The organism is Pseudonocardia sp. McavD-2-B, from assembly GCF_024124365.1.
Classification (GTDB): Bacteria; Actinomycetota; Actinomycetes; order Mycobacteriales; family Pseudonocardiaceae; genus Pseudonocardia; species Pseudonocardia alni.
Genome location: NZ_JAMXSG010000095.1, coordinates 1 through 18,563 on the forward strand (window position 1 = coordinate 1; position 18,563 = coordinate 18,563).

An 18,563-nucleotide genomic window follows, 5' to 3' on the forward strand; every position below is an offset into this window, starting at 1 on the left:
CCGCCGCGCACACCGGCACCGGCACCGTCCCGGACGGGCAGCTGGACCCCGACCTCGCCGTGCGGGCGCTGGTCCGCGCGGTCGCCGAGCCGGCCCCGACCCTGGTGGTCGCCGACCTCACCCACCCGCGCCTGCTGGAGGCGCTGCTCTCGGTGCGCCCCAGCCCACTGCTCGCCGACCTGCCCGCGGCACGGGACATCGCCCGGGCCGCGCAGGAGACCCGCCGACGCCGCGACGACGTCGCCGGCGGGTTGGGTGCCCGGCTGGCCGCGGCCGGACCGGAGGAGCGCCGGGCCGTCCTGCTCGACCTGGTGCGCGACACCGCCGCCGGGGTACTGGGACACACCGGCCCGCAGGCGATCCGCCCCGGGAAACCGTTCGGCGACCTGGGCTTCGACTCGCTCACCGCGGTGGAGCTCAGCAACGCGCTGTCCGCCGCGACCGGGCTGTCCCTGCCCGCGAGCCTGGTCTTCGACCACCCCACCCCCCGGGTGCTGGCCGCACACCTGGTCACCGAGCTCACCGGTGACACCGGCGGCGCGGACGGCGCCGGGCCCGTCGAGCACACCGCGGTCGACGGCGACGACCCGGTCGTCGTCGTCGCCACGGCCTGCCGGTTCCCCGGCGGCGTCAGCACGCCCGAGGAGTTCTGGCAGCTGCTCGCCGACGGCGGCGACGGCATCACCGGCTTCCCCACCGACCGCGGCTGGGACCTCGGCGTCCTCGCCGGTGACGGGCAGGGCCGCAGCGCCACCCGGGAGGGCGGCTTCCTGCACGACGCCGCCGGGTTCGACCCCGCCTTCTTCGACATCTCGCCCCGCGAGGCCGTCGCCATGGACCCGCAGCAGCGGCTGCTGCTGGAGACCACCTGGGAGGCGTTCGAACGCACCGGGACCGACCCGGCCCGGCTGCGCGGCAGCCGCACCGGCGTGTTCGTCGGCACCAACGGGCAGGACTACGCGAACCTGCTGCTGCGCTCCCCGGACGACGTCGAGGGCCACGCGGGCACCGGCCTCGCCGCGAGCGTCATCTCCGGCCGGCTCGCCTACGCGTTCGGACTGGAGGGGCCCGCGGTCACCGTCGACACCGCGTGCTCGTCGTCGCTGGTCGCGGTGCACTGGGCGGCCCAGGCGCTGCGCGCGGGGGAGTGCGACGCCGCGCTCGCCGGTGGCGTCACCGTCATGTCGACCTCCACCAGCTTCGCCGGGTTCACCCGCCAGGGCGGCCTCGCCCCCGACGGGCGGTGCAAGGCGTTCTCCGACGACGCCGACGGCACCGGCTGGTCCGAGGGCGTCGGCGTGCTGGTGCTGGAGCGGCAGTCGACCGCCCTCGCCCGCGGGCACGACATCCTCGCCGTCGTCCGCGGTTCGGCGGTCAACTCCGACGGCGCCTCGAACGGCCTCACCGCGCCCAACGGGCCGTCCCAGCAGCGGGTCATCCGTCAGGCGCTCGCCTCCGGCGGGCTGACCCCGGCCGACGTCGACGCCGTCGAGGCGCACGGCACCGGCACCGTGCTCGGCGACCCGATCGAGGCCCAGGCGCTGCTCGCCGCCTACGGCCGGGACCGGGAGCACCCGCTGCTGCTCGGCTCGGTGAAGTCCAACATCGGCCACACCCAGGCCGCGGCCGGCGCCGCCGGACTGATCAAGATGATCCTCGCGCTGCAGCACGGCACGCTGCCGCGCACGCTGCACGTCACCGACCCGTCGAGCCGGGTCGACTGGACCGCCGGTGCGGTCGAGCTGGTCACCGAGCCGACCCCCTGGCCGGAGACCGGCCGTGCCCGCCGGGCCGGGGTCTCCTCGTTCGGGATCAGCGGCACCAACGCCCACGTCGTGCTGGAGCAGGCCCCGCAGCTGCCGGAGCCCACGCGGGCACCGGCGCCCGTGGTCACCCCGTGGGTGGTCTCCGCCCGGTCGGCGGCCGCGCTCGACGCCCAGCTCGACCGGCTCCGCGCCGCGACCGGCGGTCCGGACCTCACCACCGCCGCCGAGGTCGGACACGCGCTGGCCGTCGGCCGGTCGCTGTTCGAGCACCGTGCCGTGCTGCTCGCCGACGCCGACGGCGTCACCGAGGTCGCCCGCGGCGAGGCGGCCGAACGGTCCACCGCGTTCCTGTTCTCCGGGCAGGGTGCCCAGCGCCTCGGCATGGGCCGCGCGCTGCACGCCCGCCACCCGGTGTTCGCCGACGCGCTGGACACGACGCTGGCCCACCTGGACCCGACGGTGCGCGCCGTGCTGTGGGGCGAGGACCCCACCGCGCTCGACGACACCGGTGTCACCCAGCCCGCGCTGTTCGCGGTCGAGGTCGCGCTGTTCCGGCTGCTGGAGTCGTGGGGCGTGACCCCGGACGCCGTCGCCGGGCACTCGGTCGGTGAGGTCGCCGCCGCGCATGTGGCCGGGGTGTTCACCCTCGACGAGGCCTGCACGCTCGTCACCGCCAGGGCCCGTCTGATGGCGGCGCTGCCGGTCGGCGGCGCGATGGTCGCCGTCGAGGCGGACCCCGGCGACGTCACACCACTGCTGACCGGCGGCGTGGCCGTCGCCGCGGTGAACGGCCCGTCCGCGGTGGTCCTCTCCGGGCCCACGGACGAGGTCGCCGCCGTCGCGGACGCGCTCGCCGCCCGCGGCTGCCGCACGCGGGCGCTGCGGGTCAGCCACGCCTTCCACTCGCCGCTGATGGAGCCGATGCTCGACGGGTTCCGTGACGTCGTCGCCGGTCTGAACCCCGTCGAGCCGCGGATCCCCGTGGTCTCGACCGTGACCGGCGCCGCGGCCACCACCGAGCTGTGCGACCCGCAGCACTGGGTGCGGGGCGTGCGCGACACCGTGCGCTTCGCCGACGCCGTGCGGACACTGACCGGGAGCGGGATCACCGCGTTCCTCGAGATCGGCCCGGACGCGGTGCTGTCCGCGCCGACCCGCGCGTGCGTCGAGGACACCGCGGTGGTCGTCCCGGCCCTGCGCGGCCCGGACACCGAGGAGCGCGCGCTGCTCACCGCGCTGGGCAGGCTGCACGTCGCCGGGACCGGGGTGGACTGGACGGCGGTCCTCGCCGGGACCGCGGCCGGCCGGGTGGCGCTCCCGACCTACCCCTTCCAGCGGGAGCGGTTCTGGCCCACGGTCGCCGCCGCGGCCCCCGCCGACGCGGGCGGCCTCGGCCTGCGCGCCGGCGGACACCCGCTGCTCGGCGCCGCGACCACCGTCGCCGGGTCCGGCGAGATCCTGCTGACCGGCCGTCTCACGCCCACCCTCGTGGACCCGGCCGCCGGCGACCTGCCCGCGCTGCCCGCGGCGGTGCTCGCCGAGCTCGCCGTCCGCGCGGGCGACGAGGCCGGCGTGACGACCGTCGAGGAGCTGACGATCACCGCCCCCCTGGGCAGCGGGACGGCGCAGCTGCTGCAGGTCCGCGTCGGGGAACCGGACGACGACGGCCGCCGCACGCTGGCCGTGCACGCCCGCGCCGCCGACGACCCGGACGGCCCGTGGACCCGGCACGCCGGCGGCACGCTGTCCGCGGCCGCCGCGCCGGTGCCCGAGCCGGAGCCCGTGTGGCCCCCGCAGGGCGCCGAGGCGCTGACCGGGCTGCCCGACACCGTCGGACCGGTGCGGGTCCGCGGGGGGTGGCGGCACGACGGTGACCTGCTCGCCGAGCTCGAGCTCACCGAGCAGCCCGCCGGTTACACCCTGCACCCGGCGCTGCTCGACGTCGCCGTCCGGTTCGGCGCCGCCACCGACGTCGCCGACCTCACCGCGCTGCGGGGCCTCACCCTGCACGCCTCGGACGCCACCGTGCTGCGGGTCCGCCTCACCGACCGCGGCGACGGCACCCGGGCGCTCGCCGCCTGGGACGCGCAGGGCGCACCGGTCCTGACCGCCGGTGAGCTGACCCTGGCCGAGCCCACCGCCGCGGACGGCCCGGCCGCGTCCACCGACGCGGTCCTGCTCACCCTCGACTGGACCGCCGCGCCCGCGGTGGACCGGGCGGGCACGGCCGGGTGGGGGATCCTCGGTGACGCGCCCGCCGAGCTCGACGCCGCCCTGGCCGCGTCCGGCCCGACCCCGCCGGTCCGCGCCGGCTCGGTCGGCGCGCTCCTCGACTCCGGCGACCCGCTGCCCCCGGTCGTCCTCGCGCCGATCACCGGGGCGCCGATCACCGGGGCGCCGGGAGCCGGGACACCGGACATGGGGGGCGCGGATCTCCCCGGCCGGACCCGCGCCACCACCGGTGCCGTGCTGGAGCTGCTGCAGCGCTGGTCCGGTGACTCCCGCACGGCGGGCTCCCGGCTCGTCGTCGTCACCCGGGGTGCGGTCGCCACCGGACCGGCCGAGGACGTCCACGACCTCGGCGCCGCCCCGGTGTGGGGGCTCGTGCGCTCCGCCCAGTCGGAGGTCCCGGGCAGCATGCTGCTGCTCGACCTCGACCCGGCCGACCCCGGCGCCGGTCTCGACGCCGCACTGGCGGCACTGCCCGGCCTGGCCGCGGCCGGGGAGACCCAGGCCGCCGTGCGCGGCGGCGCCCTCACCGTCGCCCGGCTGACCCGGGCCACCCCGGACGCACCCGCACCGGCGGCGGCGTGGGCCCCGGACGGCACCGTCCTGGTCACCGGCGGCACCGGAGGCCTGGGCGCCCTGCTCGCCCGGCACCTGGTCACCACACGCGGTGTGCGGCACCTGCTGCTCGCCGGCCGTCGGGGCCCGGACGCGCCCGGCGCGGCGCAGCTGCGTGCCGAGCTCGCCGCACTCGGAGCCGAGGTCACCCTCGCGGCCTGCGACGTCGCCGACCCGGCGGCGGTCGCGGAGCTGGTCGGCGCCGTGCCGGCCGCCCACCCGCTGACCGCGGTGGTGCACACCGCAGGGGTACTCGACGACGCCACCGTCGGCTCGCTGGACGCCGCCCGGATGGACCGGGTACTGCGGCCGAAGGCCGACGCGGCGTGGCACCTGCACGAGGCCACCCGGGACCTGCCGCTGGCCGCGTTCGTCCTGTACTCCTCGGTCGCCGGGATCACCGGCGGCCCCGGCCAGGGCAACTACGCGGCCGCCAACAGCCTCCTCGACGCACTCGCCGCGCACCGCGCGGCACACGGCCTGCCCGGGCTCTCGCTGGCCTGGGGGCCGTGGTCGGCCGACGCCGGCATGACCGGCACCCTCGACGCCGCCGAACGGGAGCGGCACGAACGGTCCGGGATGCCGCCGCTGCAGCCCGCGCAGGGCCTCGCCCTGTTCGACACCGCCCTGGCCCGGGGCGACCGGTTCGCCGTCGCCGCCCGGTTCGCCGCCGGGGCCGGGACCGCCGTCGACGACGTCCCGGCCGTGCTCCGCGCCCTGGTGCGCGGCAGGCGCCGGACCGCGGCCGCCACCGAGGGCGCGGGCGGTCTGCTCCGCAGGCTCGCCGGGATGGAGCCCGGCGCCCGGCACGCCGAGCTGCTGGCGCTCGTCCGCGCCGAGACCGCGGCGGTGCTCGGGCACACCGGTGCCGAGGCGGTCCCCGCCGACCGGCACTTCAGCCGGCTCGGGTTCGACTCGCTCACCGGTCTGGAGCTGCGGATGCGGCTGGCGGCCGCCACCGGGTCCAGGCTCCCGGCAACGCTGGTGTTCGACCACCCCACCCCGGCCGAGGTGGCCCGCCACCTCGACGAGGAGGTGCTCGGCTCGGCGGACCGGGGGGCGTCCTCCCCGCTGGCCGAGCTGGACCGGCTGGAGGCCGCGCTGTCCCCCGACGGTGCCGACGCCGAGACCCGTAGCGGGGTCGCCCGCCGGCTGCGCCGACTGCTGGAGCAGTGGGACGGGGCCCGCACCGACGGCGCCGACCCCGACGGCCGCACCGCCGTCGACGAACGCCTCGAATCGGCGAGCACCGAGCAGGTCCTCGCCTTCATCGACAACGAACTCGGCCGGTCGTCGGCGCGCTGACCCCGGACCCCCACGAACGAGAGAGGCGGACAGGACCATGCCCGACGAACAGAAGCTCGTCGACTACCTGAAGTGGGTCACGGCCGATCTGCACGACACCCGGCGACGACTGGCCGAGGCGGAGGCAGCCCGGCACGAGCCGGTCGCGATTGTCGGGATGGCCTGCCGGTTCCCCGGCGGGGTGCGCTCCCCGGAAGACCTGTGGGAGCTGCTCACCGCCGGCCGCGACGGCATCGGCCCGTTCCCCGACGACCGCGGCTGGGACCTCGACGCGCTGGCCGGCGACGGTCCCGCGGCGAGCGCCACCCAGCGGGGCGGGTTCCTGCCCGGCGCCGCCGAATTCGACCCCGCGTTCTTCGACATCTCCCCGCGCGAGGCGCTCGCGATGGACCCGCAGCAGCGGCTGCTGCTGGAGACCGCGTGGGAGGCGTTCGAACGGTCCGGGATCGACCCCGCGGGGCTGCGCGGCAGCCGCACCGGGGTCTTCGTCGGCACCAACGGCCAGGACTACACCCACCTCGTCCTCGCCTCCGCCGACGACATGGGCGGCTACGCCGGCAACGGCCTCGCCGCCAGCGTGCTGTCCGGCCGGGTGTCGTTCGCCCTCGGGCTGCAGGGCCCCGCCGTCACCCTGGACACGGCGTGCTCGTCGGCGCTGGTGGGGCTGCACCTCGCCGCCCAGGCCGTGCGCAGCGGCGAGTGCGGTCTGGCGCTCGCCGGTGGCGTGACCGTGATGACCACCCCGGCGAACTTCTCCGGGTTCAGCCTGCACGGCGGCCTCGCCCCGGACGGACGCTGCAAGGCCTTCGCCGACGGCGCCGACGGCACCGGCTGGTCCGAGGGGATCGGCCTGCTCGTGGTCGAGAAGCTCGCCGACGCCCGCGCGCACGGGCACCCGGTGCTCGCCGTGCTCCGCGGCTCCGCGGTGAACTCCGACGGCGCGTCGAACGGGCTCAGCGCCCCGAACGGGCCGGCCCAGCAGCGGGTGATCCGCCAGGCGCTGGCCAGCGGCGGGCTGTCCCCGGCCGACGTCGACGCCGTCGAGGCGCACGGCACCGGCACCGCGCTCGGCGACCCGATCGAGGCCCAGGCCCTGCTCGCCACCTACGGCGCCGACCGTGACCCCGACCGGCCGCTGCTGCTCGGCTCGGTGAAGTCCAACCTCGGCCACACCCAGGCCGCCGCCGGTGCCGCCGGGGTGATCCGGACCGTGCTGGCGCTGCAGCACGCGACGCTGCCCCGCACCCTGCACGTCGACGCGCCGTCGAGCCACGTCGACTGGTCCGCGGGGGCGGTCCGGCTGCTCACCGGGCAGACCGCGTGGCCGGACACCGGGCGTGCGCGGCGTGCAGGGGTGTCGTCGTTCGGGATCAGCGGCACCAACGCCCACGTCGTGCTGGAACAGGCTCCCACCGACCCGGCGGAGCCCACGGGGTCCACGGTCCCCACCGGGCCCGCGGTGCGCCCGCAGGCCGTCGCCTGGCCGGTCTCGGCGCGCTCCGCCACGGCACTGGACGCCCAGCTGGAACGGGTCCGTGCCCTCGCGGCGGCGCCCGTACCGGCCGACGTCGGCCAGGCGCTGGCCACCACCCGCACCCCGTTCGCGCACCGCGCGCTGCTCGTCCACACCGGCGACGGGCTCACCGAGGCCGCCCGCGACGTCGTCCCCACCGGTGACCGCGGCGGGCTCGCCGTCCTGTTCTCCGGGCAGGGCTCGCAGCGGCTCGGCGCAGGCCGCGAGCTGCACGCCCGGTTCGCGGTGTTCGCGGCGGCGTTCGACGAGACCGTCGCCCTGCTCGACGCCCGGCTCGGTGCGTCGCTGCGCGAGGTCGTCTGGGGCAGCGACCGGGTCGCGCTCGACGACACCCGGTTCACCCAGCCCGCGTTGTTCGCGATCGAGGTCGCGCTCCACCGGCTCGTCGAGTCCTGGGGGGTGCGCCCCGGCCACGTCGGGGGCCACTCGGTCGGCGAGATCACCGCCGCACACGTCGCCGGGATCCTGTCCCTCGACGACGCCTGCACCCTCGTCGCCGCCCGCGCCCGGCTCATGGCCGACCTGCCCGCGGGCGGGGCGATGGTCGCGCTGCAGGCCCGCGAGGACGAGGTCGCCCCGCTGCTGGGCGACGACGTCGCGATCGCCGCCGTCAACGGTCCCGACGCGGTCGTGGTCTCGGGCGACGCCGACGCCGTCGCCGCCGTCGCGGCCCGGTTCGAGGACCGGGGCCGGCGCGTCCGCACCCTGTCCGTCAGCCACGCCTTCCACTCGCCGCTGATCGACCCGATGCTCGCCGAGTTCGCCCGGGTCGTCGACGGCCTCACCTTCGCCGAGCCACGGATCCCCGTCGTCTCGAACCTGACCGGCGAGGTGTCCGGCGAGCTCACCGACCCCGGCTACTGGGTGCGGCACGCCCGCGGCGCCGTCCGCTTCGGCGACGGGGTCGCGGCCCTGGCCGGCCTGGGCGTGCGGACCTTCCTCGAGCTCGGCCCGGACGCCGTGCTGTCCGCGCTGGTCGCCGAGAACGCCCCCGGCGCCGTCGCCGTCCCCGCACTGCGGCGCGGCGCGGGGGAGGAGGCCACCCTGCTCGCCGCGGCCGGTGCGCTGTGGACCCGCGGGACCGACGTCGACTGGGCGGCCGTCGCCGAGGGGACCACCACCCCGGGCGCCGCCCCGGTCACGCTGCCCACCTACGCCTTCGACCGCGAGCGGTACTGGCCGACGCTGCGTGCCGCCACCGGCGATGCCGCCGGGCTCGGCCTGACCGCGGCCGGGCACCCGCTGGTCGGCGCCGCCGTCGTCCTCGCCGACGCCGACCGCACCGTCCTCACCGGACGGCTCTCCCCCCGTACCCAGCCGTGGCTCGGGCCGGAACGGACCGACGGCCGCGTCGACGTGCCCGGCGCGGTGTTCGCCGAGCTCGCGATCCGCGCCGGCGACCAGGTCGGTGCCCCCCACATCGCCGAGCTCGACCTCCTCGCGCCGCTGGCCGTCGGTCGCGACGGCGCCGTCCTGCAGGTCGGCGTCGGCGCCCCCGGTGACCGCGGCCGCCGGGACCTCACCGTGCACGCCCGGTCCTCCGACGACGCTCCGTGGACCCTGCACGCCCGCGGCGTCCTCGCGCACGAGGCCGACCGGGTCGGCACGACCGACCCGGGGGAGTGGCCACCCCGCGACGCCCGCGCGGTGCCGGCCCGGGACACCGGGCCGGACCAGGTGTGGGTGCGGGACGGGGAGGTCCTCGCCGAGGTCACCCTGCCCACCGGTGCCGCCGCCGACGGCTACGGCCTGCACCCGGCGCTGCTGGGCGCCGCGCTGGCCACCGCATCCGCGCTCGACGGTGGCCCGACCGCCACCGCGGACCCCGGGGCGGGCCCGGCGCGCATCGAGGGCCTGACCCTGCACGCCACCGGTGCCACCACGCTGCGCGTGCGGCTCACCGGGACCGGCACCGGCACGTTCGGCCTCGTCGCCACCGACCCCACCGGGGCACCGGTGCTCACCGCCGACGCCGTGCACACCGGCACGGGCGACACGCAGGCACCCGCCGCGACCGGGCAGGGCGGGCTGTTCGGCCTGCACTGGACACCGGTCGAGCTCGGTGACCGCGCCGCGGGTACCCGCTGGGCCGTCGTCGGCGACGACGAGCTCGACCTCGGCTACGCGATGCACCGCGCCGACGAGACCGTCAGCGCCTACGCCGAGTCCCTGGGCGGCGCCGTCGGCGACACCGGTCTCGCCCCCGACGTCTTCCTCATCCCCGTCGTCGGCGACCCCGACGGCGGTGCGGCCGCCGTGCACACCCTCACCACCCGGGTGCTGGGCCTGCTGCAGGAGTGGCTCGCCGAGCCGCGCCTCGCCGACGCGCGCCTGGTCGTCGTCACCCGGGGGGCGGTCGCCGCCGACGGCGAGACCGTCACCGACCCGGCGGCCGCCGCCGTCTGGGGTCTGGTGCGTGCCGCGCAGACCGAGAACCCGGGCCGGATCCGGCTGGTCGACCTCGACGACACGTTCCGCTCGGCCGGGGTCCTGCCGCACCTGCTGCTGCTCGACGAGCAGCAGCTGCTGGTCCGCGAGCACGAGGTCCGCGCCGCCCGCCTGGCCCGGCTGCCGGAGATCGCGCCGGACACCGTGCCGGACACCGCGCGTACGGCGGCGGACTGGGACCCCGACGGCACCGTCCTGGTCACCGGCGGCACCGGCGGGCTCGGCGCGCTGCTCGCCCGGCACCTCGTCACGACCGGCCGCACCCGGAACCTGCTGCTGGCCAGCCGCCGCGGCCCGGACGCCCCCGGTGCCGCCGAGCTGTGCGAGGAGCTGACCGAGCTCGGCGCCGCCGTCGCCGTCACCGCGTGCGACGCCGGGGACCCCGACGCCGTCGCCGCGCTGGTCGGCTCCGTCCCGGCCGGACACCCGCTGACCGCGGTCGTGCACACCGCCGGCGTCCTCGACGACGGCCTGACCGGCTCGCTCACCCCGGAGCGCCTCGCCGGGGTGCTGCGCCCCAAGCTCGACGCGGCGTGGCACCTGCACGCCGCGACCCGCGAGCTGCCGCTGGCCGGTTTCGTCCTGTACTCGTCGGTGTCGGGGATCCTCGGCAGCGCCGGGCAGGCCAACTACGCCGCCGCCAACGCCGGACTCGACGGCCTCGCCGGGTACCGGGCCGGGCTCGGCCTGCCCGCGGTGTCGCTGGGCTGGGGCCCGTGGGGCCGCGGGAGCGGCATGACCGAGCAGGTCACCGACGCCGACCTCGACCGGATGGCCCGCGGCGGCCTGCCCGCCCTCGACGCCGCCGACGGCCTCGCCCTGTTCGACGCCGCACTCGCCCGCCCGGAACCGGTCGTCGTCCCGACCCGGATCAACGTCGCCGGTCTCGCCGTGCAGCAGGCGCTGCCCGCGCTGTGGCGCGACCTGGTGCCCCGCACCCGCCGCACCGCCGCCGTCGCCGGCTCCTCGCCGGTCACGGTGCGCGAACGGCTGCACCGCCTCGACGCCGCCGGCCGGGAGGCACTGCTCGTCGAGCTCGTCACCGGCTACACGGCCGGACTGCTCGGGCACGAGGACCCGGCGGCGGTCGACCCGGAGCGCGGCTTCCTCGAGCTGGGCTTCGACTCGCTCGTCGCGGTCGGGCTGCGCAACCAGCTCGGCGAGGTCCTCGGGCTGCGGCTGGCCGGGTCGATCGTCTTCGACAGCACCACCCCGGTGAAGCTCGCCCGCCGGCTGCACGAGCTCGTCGAGCAGGCCCCGGCCCCCGGCGCCTCGCCCGCCGTCGTCGCCGGGCGGCCCGCACAGCCCGGCGAGGAGACCCTCGTCGGCCTGTTCCACGCCGCCGTCCGCGGCGGCAAGCTGGTCGAGGCGATGCGGATGCTCAAGGCCGCGGCGAACACCCGACCGATGTTCGAGTCCCCGGCCGAGCTGGAGGAGCTGTCCGAGCCGGTCACGCTCGCCGAAGGGCCCGCCGCCCCCCGGCTGATCTTCGTCAGCGCCCCCGGCGCCACCGGCGGGGTGCACCAGTACGCCCGCATCGCCGCGCACTTCCGCGGCAGCCGGCACGTGTCCGCGCTGCCGCTGATGGGCTTCGCACCCGGCGAGCTGCTGCCCGCCACCAGCGAGGCCGCGGCCCGGATCGTCGCCGAGAGCGTGCTGCTCGCCAGTGACGGCGAGCCGTTCGTGATGGTCGGGCACTCCACCGGCGGGTCGCTGGCCTACCTGGCCGCGGGGGTGCTGGAGGAGACCTGGGGGGTGCGGCCCGAGGCGGTGGTGCTGCTCGACACCGCCTCGATCCGGTGGGACGCGGCCGAGGGCAACGACCTGGACCGCACGACCCGGTTCTACCTGGCCGACATCGACTCGCCGTCGGTCACCCTCAACAGCGCGCGGATGTCGGCGATGGCGCACTGGTTCATGACGATGACCGAGATCGACTCGCCGCCGACGACGGCGCCGACGCTGCTGGTGCGCGCCGCGCGCGACGTCGAGGGCTTCATCCTGGACACCTCCGCCGTGCCCGCCGACACCGTGGTCGACATCGACGCCGACCACCTGTCGCTGGCCATGGAGCACTCCGCGCTCACCGCCGACGCGATCGAGACCTGGCTCGCCGAGCTGCCCACCCCGACGACGGAGGACGCGTCATGACCAGCCCGACGACCTGCCCGGTCACCGGCGGCGGGCCCCCGCCGTCCCTGGAGGGCCAGACCCCGCCGGTGCTGCGGCTGAGCCCGCTGCTGCGGGAGCTGCAGCAGCAGGCACCCGTGTGCCGGGTCCGGACCCCCACCGGCGACGAGGCCTGGCTGGTCACCCGCTACGCCGAGCTGAAAGCACTGCTGCACGACGAGCGCCTCGGCCGCGCGCACGCCGATCCGGCGAACGCGCCGCGGTACGTGCGCAACCCGTTCCTGGACCTGCTGGTCGTCGACGACGCCCAGCAGGCCCGGGACCTGCACACCGAGATGCGGCGCCTGCTCACCCCGCAGTTCTCCGCGCGCCGGGTGCTGGGCCTGGCGCCCACGGTGTCCGCGGTCGCCGAGCAGGTGCTCGACGGGTTCGTCGCCGCGGGCAACCCCGGCGACCTGCACGGCGGGTTCTCCATGCCGTACTCGCTGACGGTGCTGTGCGAACTCATCGGGATCCCGCCGCAGGACCGACCCGAGCTGGTGCGGACCATCATGACGATGGGTGAGGTGGACGACGCCGAGCGCGTCGCCACGGTCCAGGCCGAGCTGTTCGGGCTGCTGTCCGCCGTCGCCCGGCGCAAGCGGGCCGAGCCCACCGACGACGTCGTGTCCCGGCTGTGCGCACAGGTGCCCGACGAGCGGATCGGCCCGATCGCCGCCGGTCTGCTGTTCGCCGGGCTCGACAGCGTCGCCAGCCACGTCGACCTGGGCGTACTGCTGTTCGCGACCCACCCCGACCAGCTGGCGGCCGCGCTCGCCGACGAGCGCACCATGCGCGAGGGCGTCGAGGAGATCCTGCGCTGCGCCAAGGCGGGCGGATCGGTGCTGCCCCGCTACGCCACCGACGACGTCGAGATCGGTGGCGCCACCCTGCGCACCGGCGACCTGGTGCTGCTGGACTTCACCCTGGTCAACTTCGACACCCAGGTGTTCGACGAGCCGGAGGTGTTCGACATCCGCCGGGAGTCGAACCCGCACCTGACCTTCGGACACGGCATGTGGCACTGCATCGGCGCACCGCTGGCCCGGATGGCGCTGCGGACCGCCTTCACCCGGCTGTTCACCCGGCTGCCGGACCTGCGCCCGGCCCGTCCGGTGCAGGAGATGCGCCGCGGCTCCGAGGGACTGTCCGGTGGTCTGACGGAGCTGCCCGTCACCTGGTGACGGCCGGGGCACACCCGCCCCGGCACGACGTGAGGGGAGGCGGGGCCGCTACCGGCCCCGCCTCCCCTCACGCGGTCACGATGGCGCGGGTGTGCTCAGCCCCAGGTCACCGGGAGCTCGTGCAGACCGAACAACACGCCGTCGTACTTCACCCGCAGGTCATCGGCGGGCACCGCCAGGCGCAGCGTCGGGATCCGGTCGAACAGCGTGCGGTAGGCGATCTCCATCTCCAGCCGCACCAGGTTCTGGCCCAGGCACTGGTGCACGCCGTAGCCGAAGGCCACGTGCGAGCGCGCGGAGCGTTCCGGGTCGAACGCGCCGGCGCCGTCGAAGGCGTCGTCGTCGTGGTTGGCGGCGGCCAGCAGCGGCAGGATGCCCTCGCCCGCGCGGATCGTGCGCCCGCCGATCTCGACGTCGGCCAGCGCGACCCGGAACGCGACCAGGTCGGCCACCGAGTAGTAGCGCAGCAGCTCCTCGACGACGCGGTCGTCGCCGATCCACTGCGGGTTCGTCAGTAGTTGGACGATGCCGAGGCCGATGTTGTTCGCCGTCGTCTCGTGACCGGCGATCAGCAGCAGCATGGCCACACCGGAGAGCTCCTGGCGCGACAACGTCCCGGTCGCGGCGAGCCGGCTGATCAGGTCGGTGCCGGGGCGCCGCTCCTTGATCCGGATGAGCCGGCCCAGGTAGCGCAGCAGGGCCGCGGTCGCCGCGTCGCGTTCCTCGTCGCTGGAGCTGAGAGTGACCAGGACGCGGGTCTTCGCCTCGAAGAAGTCGCGGTCGGCCCGCGGGACGCCGAGCATGCCCGCGATCACCAGGGACGGCACCGGCAGCGCGAAGTCCTCGATCAGGTCGGCGGCGCCGTCCTTCGCGAGGATCGCCTCGATCCGGTCGTCGACGATCTGCTGGATCTCCGGGCGCAGCGCGCGCACCTTGCGGACGGTGAACTCGGGGATCAGGGTCCGGCGGAACCGGTCGTGCTCCGGCGGGTCCATCGACACGAACCAGCCGGGCACCTCGTCCGCGGACGGGGCCCCACCGGTCCGGGCCGCCTTCGGGAAGCCCGGTCGGGAGGGGTCGGCGCTGATCCGCGGGTCGGTGAGCACGGCACGCACGTCGGCGTGCCGGGTGACCAGCCAGACCGGGCCGCTGGGCAGCTCGGACCGGACGGGCTCACCGCCGTCGCGGTAGTCGGCGTACTCCGGGGGCGGGAACGGTCTTCCCGGACGGCGCAGCGGGAACGCCACCGGGCAGGTGGCGGCACCTGCCCCGGCCCCGGTGACGGGGCAGCCGGTGGCGGTGTCCGACGGCGTGGACCTCGCGGTGCCGGTGCTCATGCCACTCCGTAGAACGCGCGGACCTGCCCGGTGATGAACTCCTGGTCCTCGGCGGTCAGCCCGGTGTGGGTGGGGAGGTAGAAGCCGTCGGCGGCCAGCCGCGATGCGTTGAGCGTCGGCCAGACCGGGTCGAGGTACATCGGCTGGCGGCTCATCGGCTTGAAGAACACCCGGGTGTCGATGCCCCGGGCGGCGAGGTGGGCGAGGAGCTCGTCGCGGCGCTCGGCGCGCAGGTCGTACATCCAGAGCACGTCCCGCGGTGGCATCAGCGTGATGCCGGGGACGTCGCGGAGGGCGTCGTCGTAGCGCTTCTCGATGTCGCGCCGGGTCGCCAGGATGCCCTCGAGCTGCTCGGTCTGGGCGAGCGCGACGGCGGCCTGCATGTTGGTCATGCGGTAGTTGTAGGCGAGCTTCTTGTGCAGGAAGCTGTGGTCGCGGGTGAACGCCATCGCGCGCAGGTGCGCCATCTGCTCGGCCAGGTGCGGGTCGCGGGTCACGCAGATCCCGCCCTCGCCCGCAGTGATGATCTTGTTGGCGAACAGCGAGAAGCAGGCGATGTCCCCGGTGGGCAGCACGCCGTGCGCCTCGGCGGAGTCCTCGACGACCCGCAGGTTGTACTCGTAGGCGAGCTCCAGGATCGGCTCCATGTCGCACCGGCGGCCGTAGACGTGCACCGGCATGATCACCCTGGTGCGCGGGGTGATCTTCTCCTCGAGCAGCGTGACGTCGATGTTCAGGTCGTCGCCGCAGTCGACGAACACCGGTGTCGCGCCGGTGTAGGTCACCGCCCACGCCGAGGCGATCATCGTGAACTCCGGGACGATCACCTCGTCGCCCGGGCCGACGCCCAGGGCGCGCAGGGCGAGGGTCAGCGCCGTCGTCCCGGACGAGCAGGCGACCCCGTGCGGGACGCCGTTCCAGGCGGCGAACGCCTCCTCGAACCGTGCGATGTAGGGGCCCTGCGAGGAGATCCAGCCGCCGCCGACGGCGTCGGTGACGTAGTCGAGCTCGTGGCCGTCGAGCCACGGCTTGGACACCGGTTGGGTGAAGGACATCGTGACTCCCTGGTTCGGTGGGGGCGCGTGGTCAGGCGGTCCGGGCGGCCGGGGCGTCGGTCCCGGCGAGCACGGGCAGGCGCAGGATCAGGTCGGCGGCGGCGGCGCGCCCGCCCGCCTCGTGCAGCAGCCGGCCCATGCGCGCGGCACGCTCGGTGAAGGCCGGGGTCTCGAGGACCCGGGTGACCTTGTCGAGGACGTCGTCGGTGTCGACGGTCTCCGGGTGGTCGACGGTGAGGCTGACCCCGAAGTCCTGGCCGCGGATCGCCTGGTCGTCACAGTCCACCCAGAGCGGGCGGACCACCAGCGGCTTCCCGAAGTAGAGGCCCTCGTGGTAGCCGTTGCCGCCGGCGTGGGTGAAGAACACCTTCACGCTCGGGTGGGCCAGCACGTCGAGCTGGGAGGGCACCCAGCTCTCGATCCGCAGGCCCGCGGGCAGCTCGGTGGCGGGTGGCAGCATCTCCTGCTGCTCGCGCGGCAGCTTCCACAGCACCTGGTGACCCCGGGCGTCGAGCCGGCGTGCCACCTCGACCAGCGACGCGACCTGGGGCCGGGTCAGCCGGGTGATCGTGCCGAATCCCATGTAGACCACCGACGACTGCGCGTCGAGCCAGTCGGTGAGCTCACCACCGTCGGCGACCTGGGGCAGCGGCGGCACCATCGTGCCGACGAGACGCATCCTCTCGGGCAGCTCGAACGGGTAGTCCAGCTCCGGCACCGAGTAGCAGAGCACCTGCTCGGCGTGGTCGATGCGGGCCATCATCTGCCGGGCCTCGGGCGCGATGCCGAGCTCGGCCCGCACGGCGTCGTCGCGCTCGACGACCTTGCGGGTCTCCTTGGTGACGAACATGCCGAGCGTCCGGATCCGGAACAGCTGGTTGGCGATCTTCTGGCGCAGCGTCATGGTGGCCGGCAGCCCGGAGTGCGGCACCGGGAACCCGGACGGCGTGTAGGACCTCGCGAACGGGACGTGCGAGGTGAGCACGTTGCTGGGGACGAACGGCACGCCGAGCACGAACGGGATCCCCTTGGTGATCGCGAGCTCGTAGCCGTACTGGCACATGCTCTCGATCACCATCAGGGCCGGGCGGACCTCGTCGACGACGCGTTCGAGCGCCCGGTACTTCTCGATCCGGGACTCGGGGGCGAAGGAGTGCCGGATGACCGCGGCGTGCGCCCGGAACCGGTCCCGCTGGGTCACCGCGGCGTAGGTCTCGTCGTCCCAGGTCACCGCCGACATCTCCGACACGGTGTCGCCGAGCGAGGCGAAGGTGACGGGGCTGCCCGTGCTCGCGCCCGCGACGTCGTCGCGGGCCTTTTCGTCGGCGGCGAAGTACAGGTCCCCGACCTCGCGCCGGGACAGTTCCCCGGCGAGGACCAGGAGCGGATTGAGCAGTCCGCTCTCCGCATAGCTGACGAACAGGATCGGCCGCCGATTCGCGCCCATGGGTAGACACCCTCTCCGACTGTGACGGGCCGGGTGACCCGTCGCGTGGCGCACCGCGGCGCGGTGCAGCGATCAGGTAGTTGATCCCACGGCCGACGCCGGGGAATCCCTAGTCCTCGGTCCCGGCCCGCCGCATTCATTAGGGAAAACCACAGCCGCGCCGACCGTACGGTCGGCGCCACATCGAGACGACCGCATTCGTGTGCAGGGGTGAGGTATGACGGCAGGACACGGCAGCGACCCGGTGGTGGTCGTCGGAATGGCGTGCCGCTATCCGGGTGGTGTGCGCGATGCCGACGGCCTCTGGGACCTGCTGTGCTCGGACCGGGAGACGGCCTCCGGGTTCCCGGACGACCGGGGCTGGGACCTCGACGCCCTGCACGGCGACGGGCCGGGGCGCTGCGCGACCCGCACTGCCGGGTTCCTCGACGGCGCCGGGGACTTCGACGCGGCCTTCTTCGGGATGTCGCCGCGCGAAGCCGTCTCCACCGACCCGCAGCAGCGCCTCGTGCTCGAGACCGCCTGGGAGGCGGTCGAGCACGCCGGGATCGACCCGTCGTCGCTGCGCGGCACCCGGACCGGGGTGTTCGTCGGGGCCGGTGGGCAGGACTACGCGGGCGTCGTCCAGAACTCGCCCGACGACCTCGCTGGACACGCCCTCACCGGCCTGATCCCCGGTCTCACCTCCGGCCGGCTCGCCCACCTGCTCGGGCTGGAGGGGCCCGCGCTGACCGTGGACACGACGTCGTCGTCGTCGCTGGTGGCGCTGCACCTCGCGATCCGGTCGCTGGACGCGGGGGAGTGCACCGCCGCGCTGGCCGGCGGGGTGTGCGTGATGTCCACCCCGGCCGCGCTGGTCGGACACTCCCGCCAGGGCGGCCTGGCCCCCGACGGACGCGCCAAGGTCTTCGCCGACGACGCCGACGGCACCGTCTGGGCGGAGGGGGTCGGCGTCGTCCTGCTCAAGCGCCTCTCCCACGCCCGCGCGGACGGTGACCCGGTCCTCGCTGTGCTGCGCGGCTCGGCGCTCACCGCCGACGGCGCCACCGAGGGCCTGACCGCGCCGAGCGGGGCCGCGCAGGAGCGGATGATCCGCGACGCGCTCGCTGACGCGGGTCTGACCGCGGCCGAGGTCGACGCCGTCGAGGCGCACGGCACCGGCACCCCGGTCGGCGACCCGGTGGAGGCGCGCGCCCTGCTCGCCACCTACGGGCAGGACCGGGACCCGGGCCGCCCGCTGTGGGTCGGCTCGCTGAAATCGGTGGTCGGGCACGCCCAGGCCGCGGCCGGGGTCGCCGGGCTGATCGCGACCGTGCAGGCCCTGCGCCACGAGCTGCTGCCCGCGACCCGGCACGCCGTCACCCCCAGCACCCGGGTCGACTGGTCGGCCGGGGCGGTCGCGCTGCGTACCGCGCCGGTGCCGTGGCCGCGCGGGGGCCGCCCGCGCCGCGCGGGGGTGTCGTCGTTCGGGATC

The 18,563-nt window shown here is 76.0% G+C and carries 5 protein-coding genes and 2 pseudogenes; 4 read left to right on the forward strand and 3 right to left on the reverse strand.

Annotated elements, in window-relative coordinates; translation table 11 throughout:
• The 3 genes and pseudogenes from NH602_RS14535 to NH602_RS14545 all read left to right on the forward strand — a co-directional run.
• Nucleotides 1-5,915 (forward strand): type I polyketide synthase (locus NH602_RS14535; protein WP_253068084.1); only part of this gene is annotated, 5,915 nt, incomplete at its 5' end.
• A gap of 37 nt (nt 5,916-5,952) precedes the next feature.
• Nucleotides 5,953-12,048: pseudogene (locus NH602_RS14540) on the forward strand (type I polyketide synthase); the annotation flags it as partial.
• Nucleotides 12,045-13,250 (forward strand): cytochrome P450, encoded by a 1,206-nt coding sequence (locus NH602_RS14545; protein WP_179760049.1) that lies wholly within the window; start codon nt 12,045-12,047, stop codon nt 13,248-13,250. The pseudogene NH602_RS14540 and the gene NH602_RS14545, both read left to right, overlap by 4 nt.
• 95 nt (nt 13,251-13,345) lie before the next feature.
• Here NH602_RS14545 and NH602_RS14550 read toward each other — a convergent pair whose 3' ends face one another.
• The 3 genes from NH602_RS14550 to NH602_RS14560 are packed head-to-tail and all read right to left on the reverse strand — an operon-like array spanning nt 13,346 to nt 17,089.
• Nucleotides 13,346-14,587: a cytochrome P450 gene (locus NH602_RS14550; RefSeq protein ID WP_202416219.1), complete on the reverse strand. Its 1,242-nt coding sequence runs from the start codon at nt 14,585-14,587 to the stop codon at nt 13,346-13,348.
• Complete coding sequence (locus NH602_RS14555) at nt 14,584-15,642, reverse strand: DegT/DnrJ/EryC1/StrS aminotransferase family protein (RefSeq protein WP_073575131.1); 1,059 nt, start codon at nt 15,640-15,642, stop codon at nt 14,584-14,586. Before NH602_RS14555 ends, NH602_RS14550 begins: the two co-directional genes overlap by 4 nt.
• A 31-nt stretch (nt 15,643-15,673) precedes the next feature.
• Entirely contained in the window at nt 15,674-17,089 is a 1,416-nt protein-coding gene (locus tag NH602_RS14560) for a glycosyltransferase (RefSeq protein ID WP_073575130.1), read from the reverse strand.
• A 238-nt stretch (nt 17,090-17,327) separates the two neighbouring features.
• Here NH602_RS14560 and NH602_RS14565 point away from each other — a divergent pair.
• Nucleotides 17,328-18,563, forward strand: a pseudogene (locus NH602_RS14565) (beta-ketoacyl synthase N-terminal-like domain-containing protein); the annotation flags it as partial.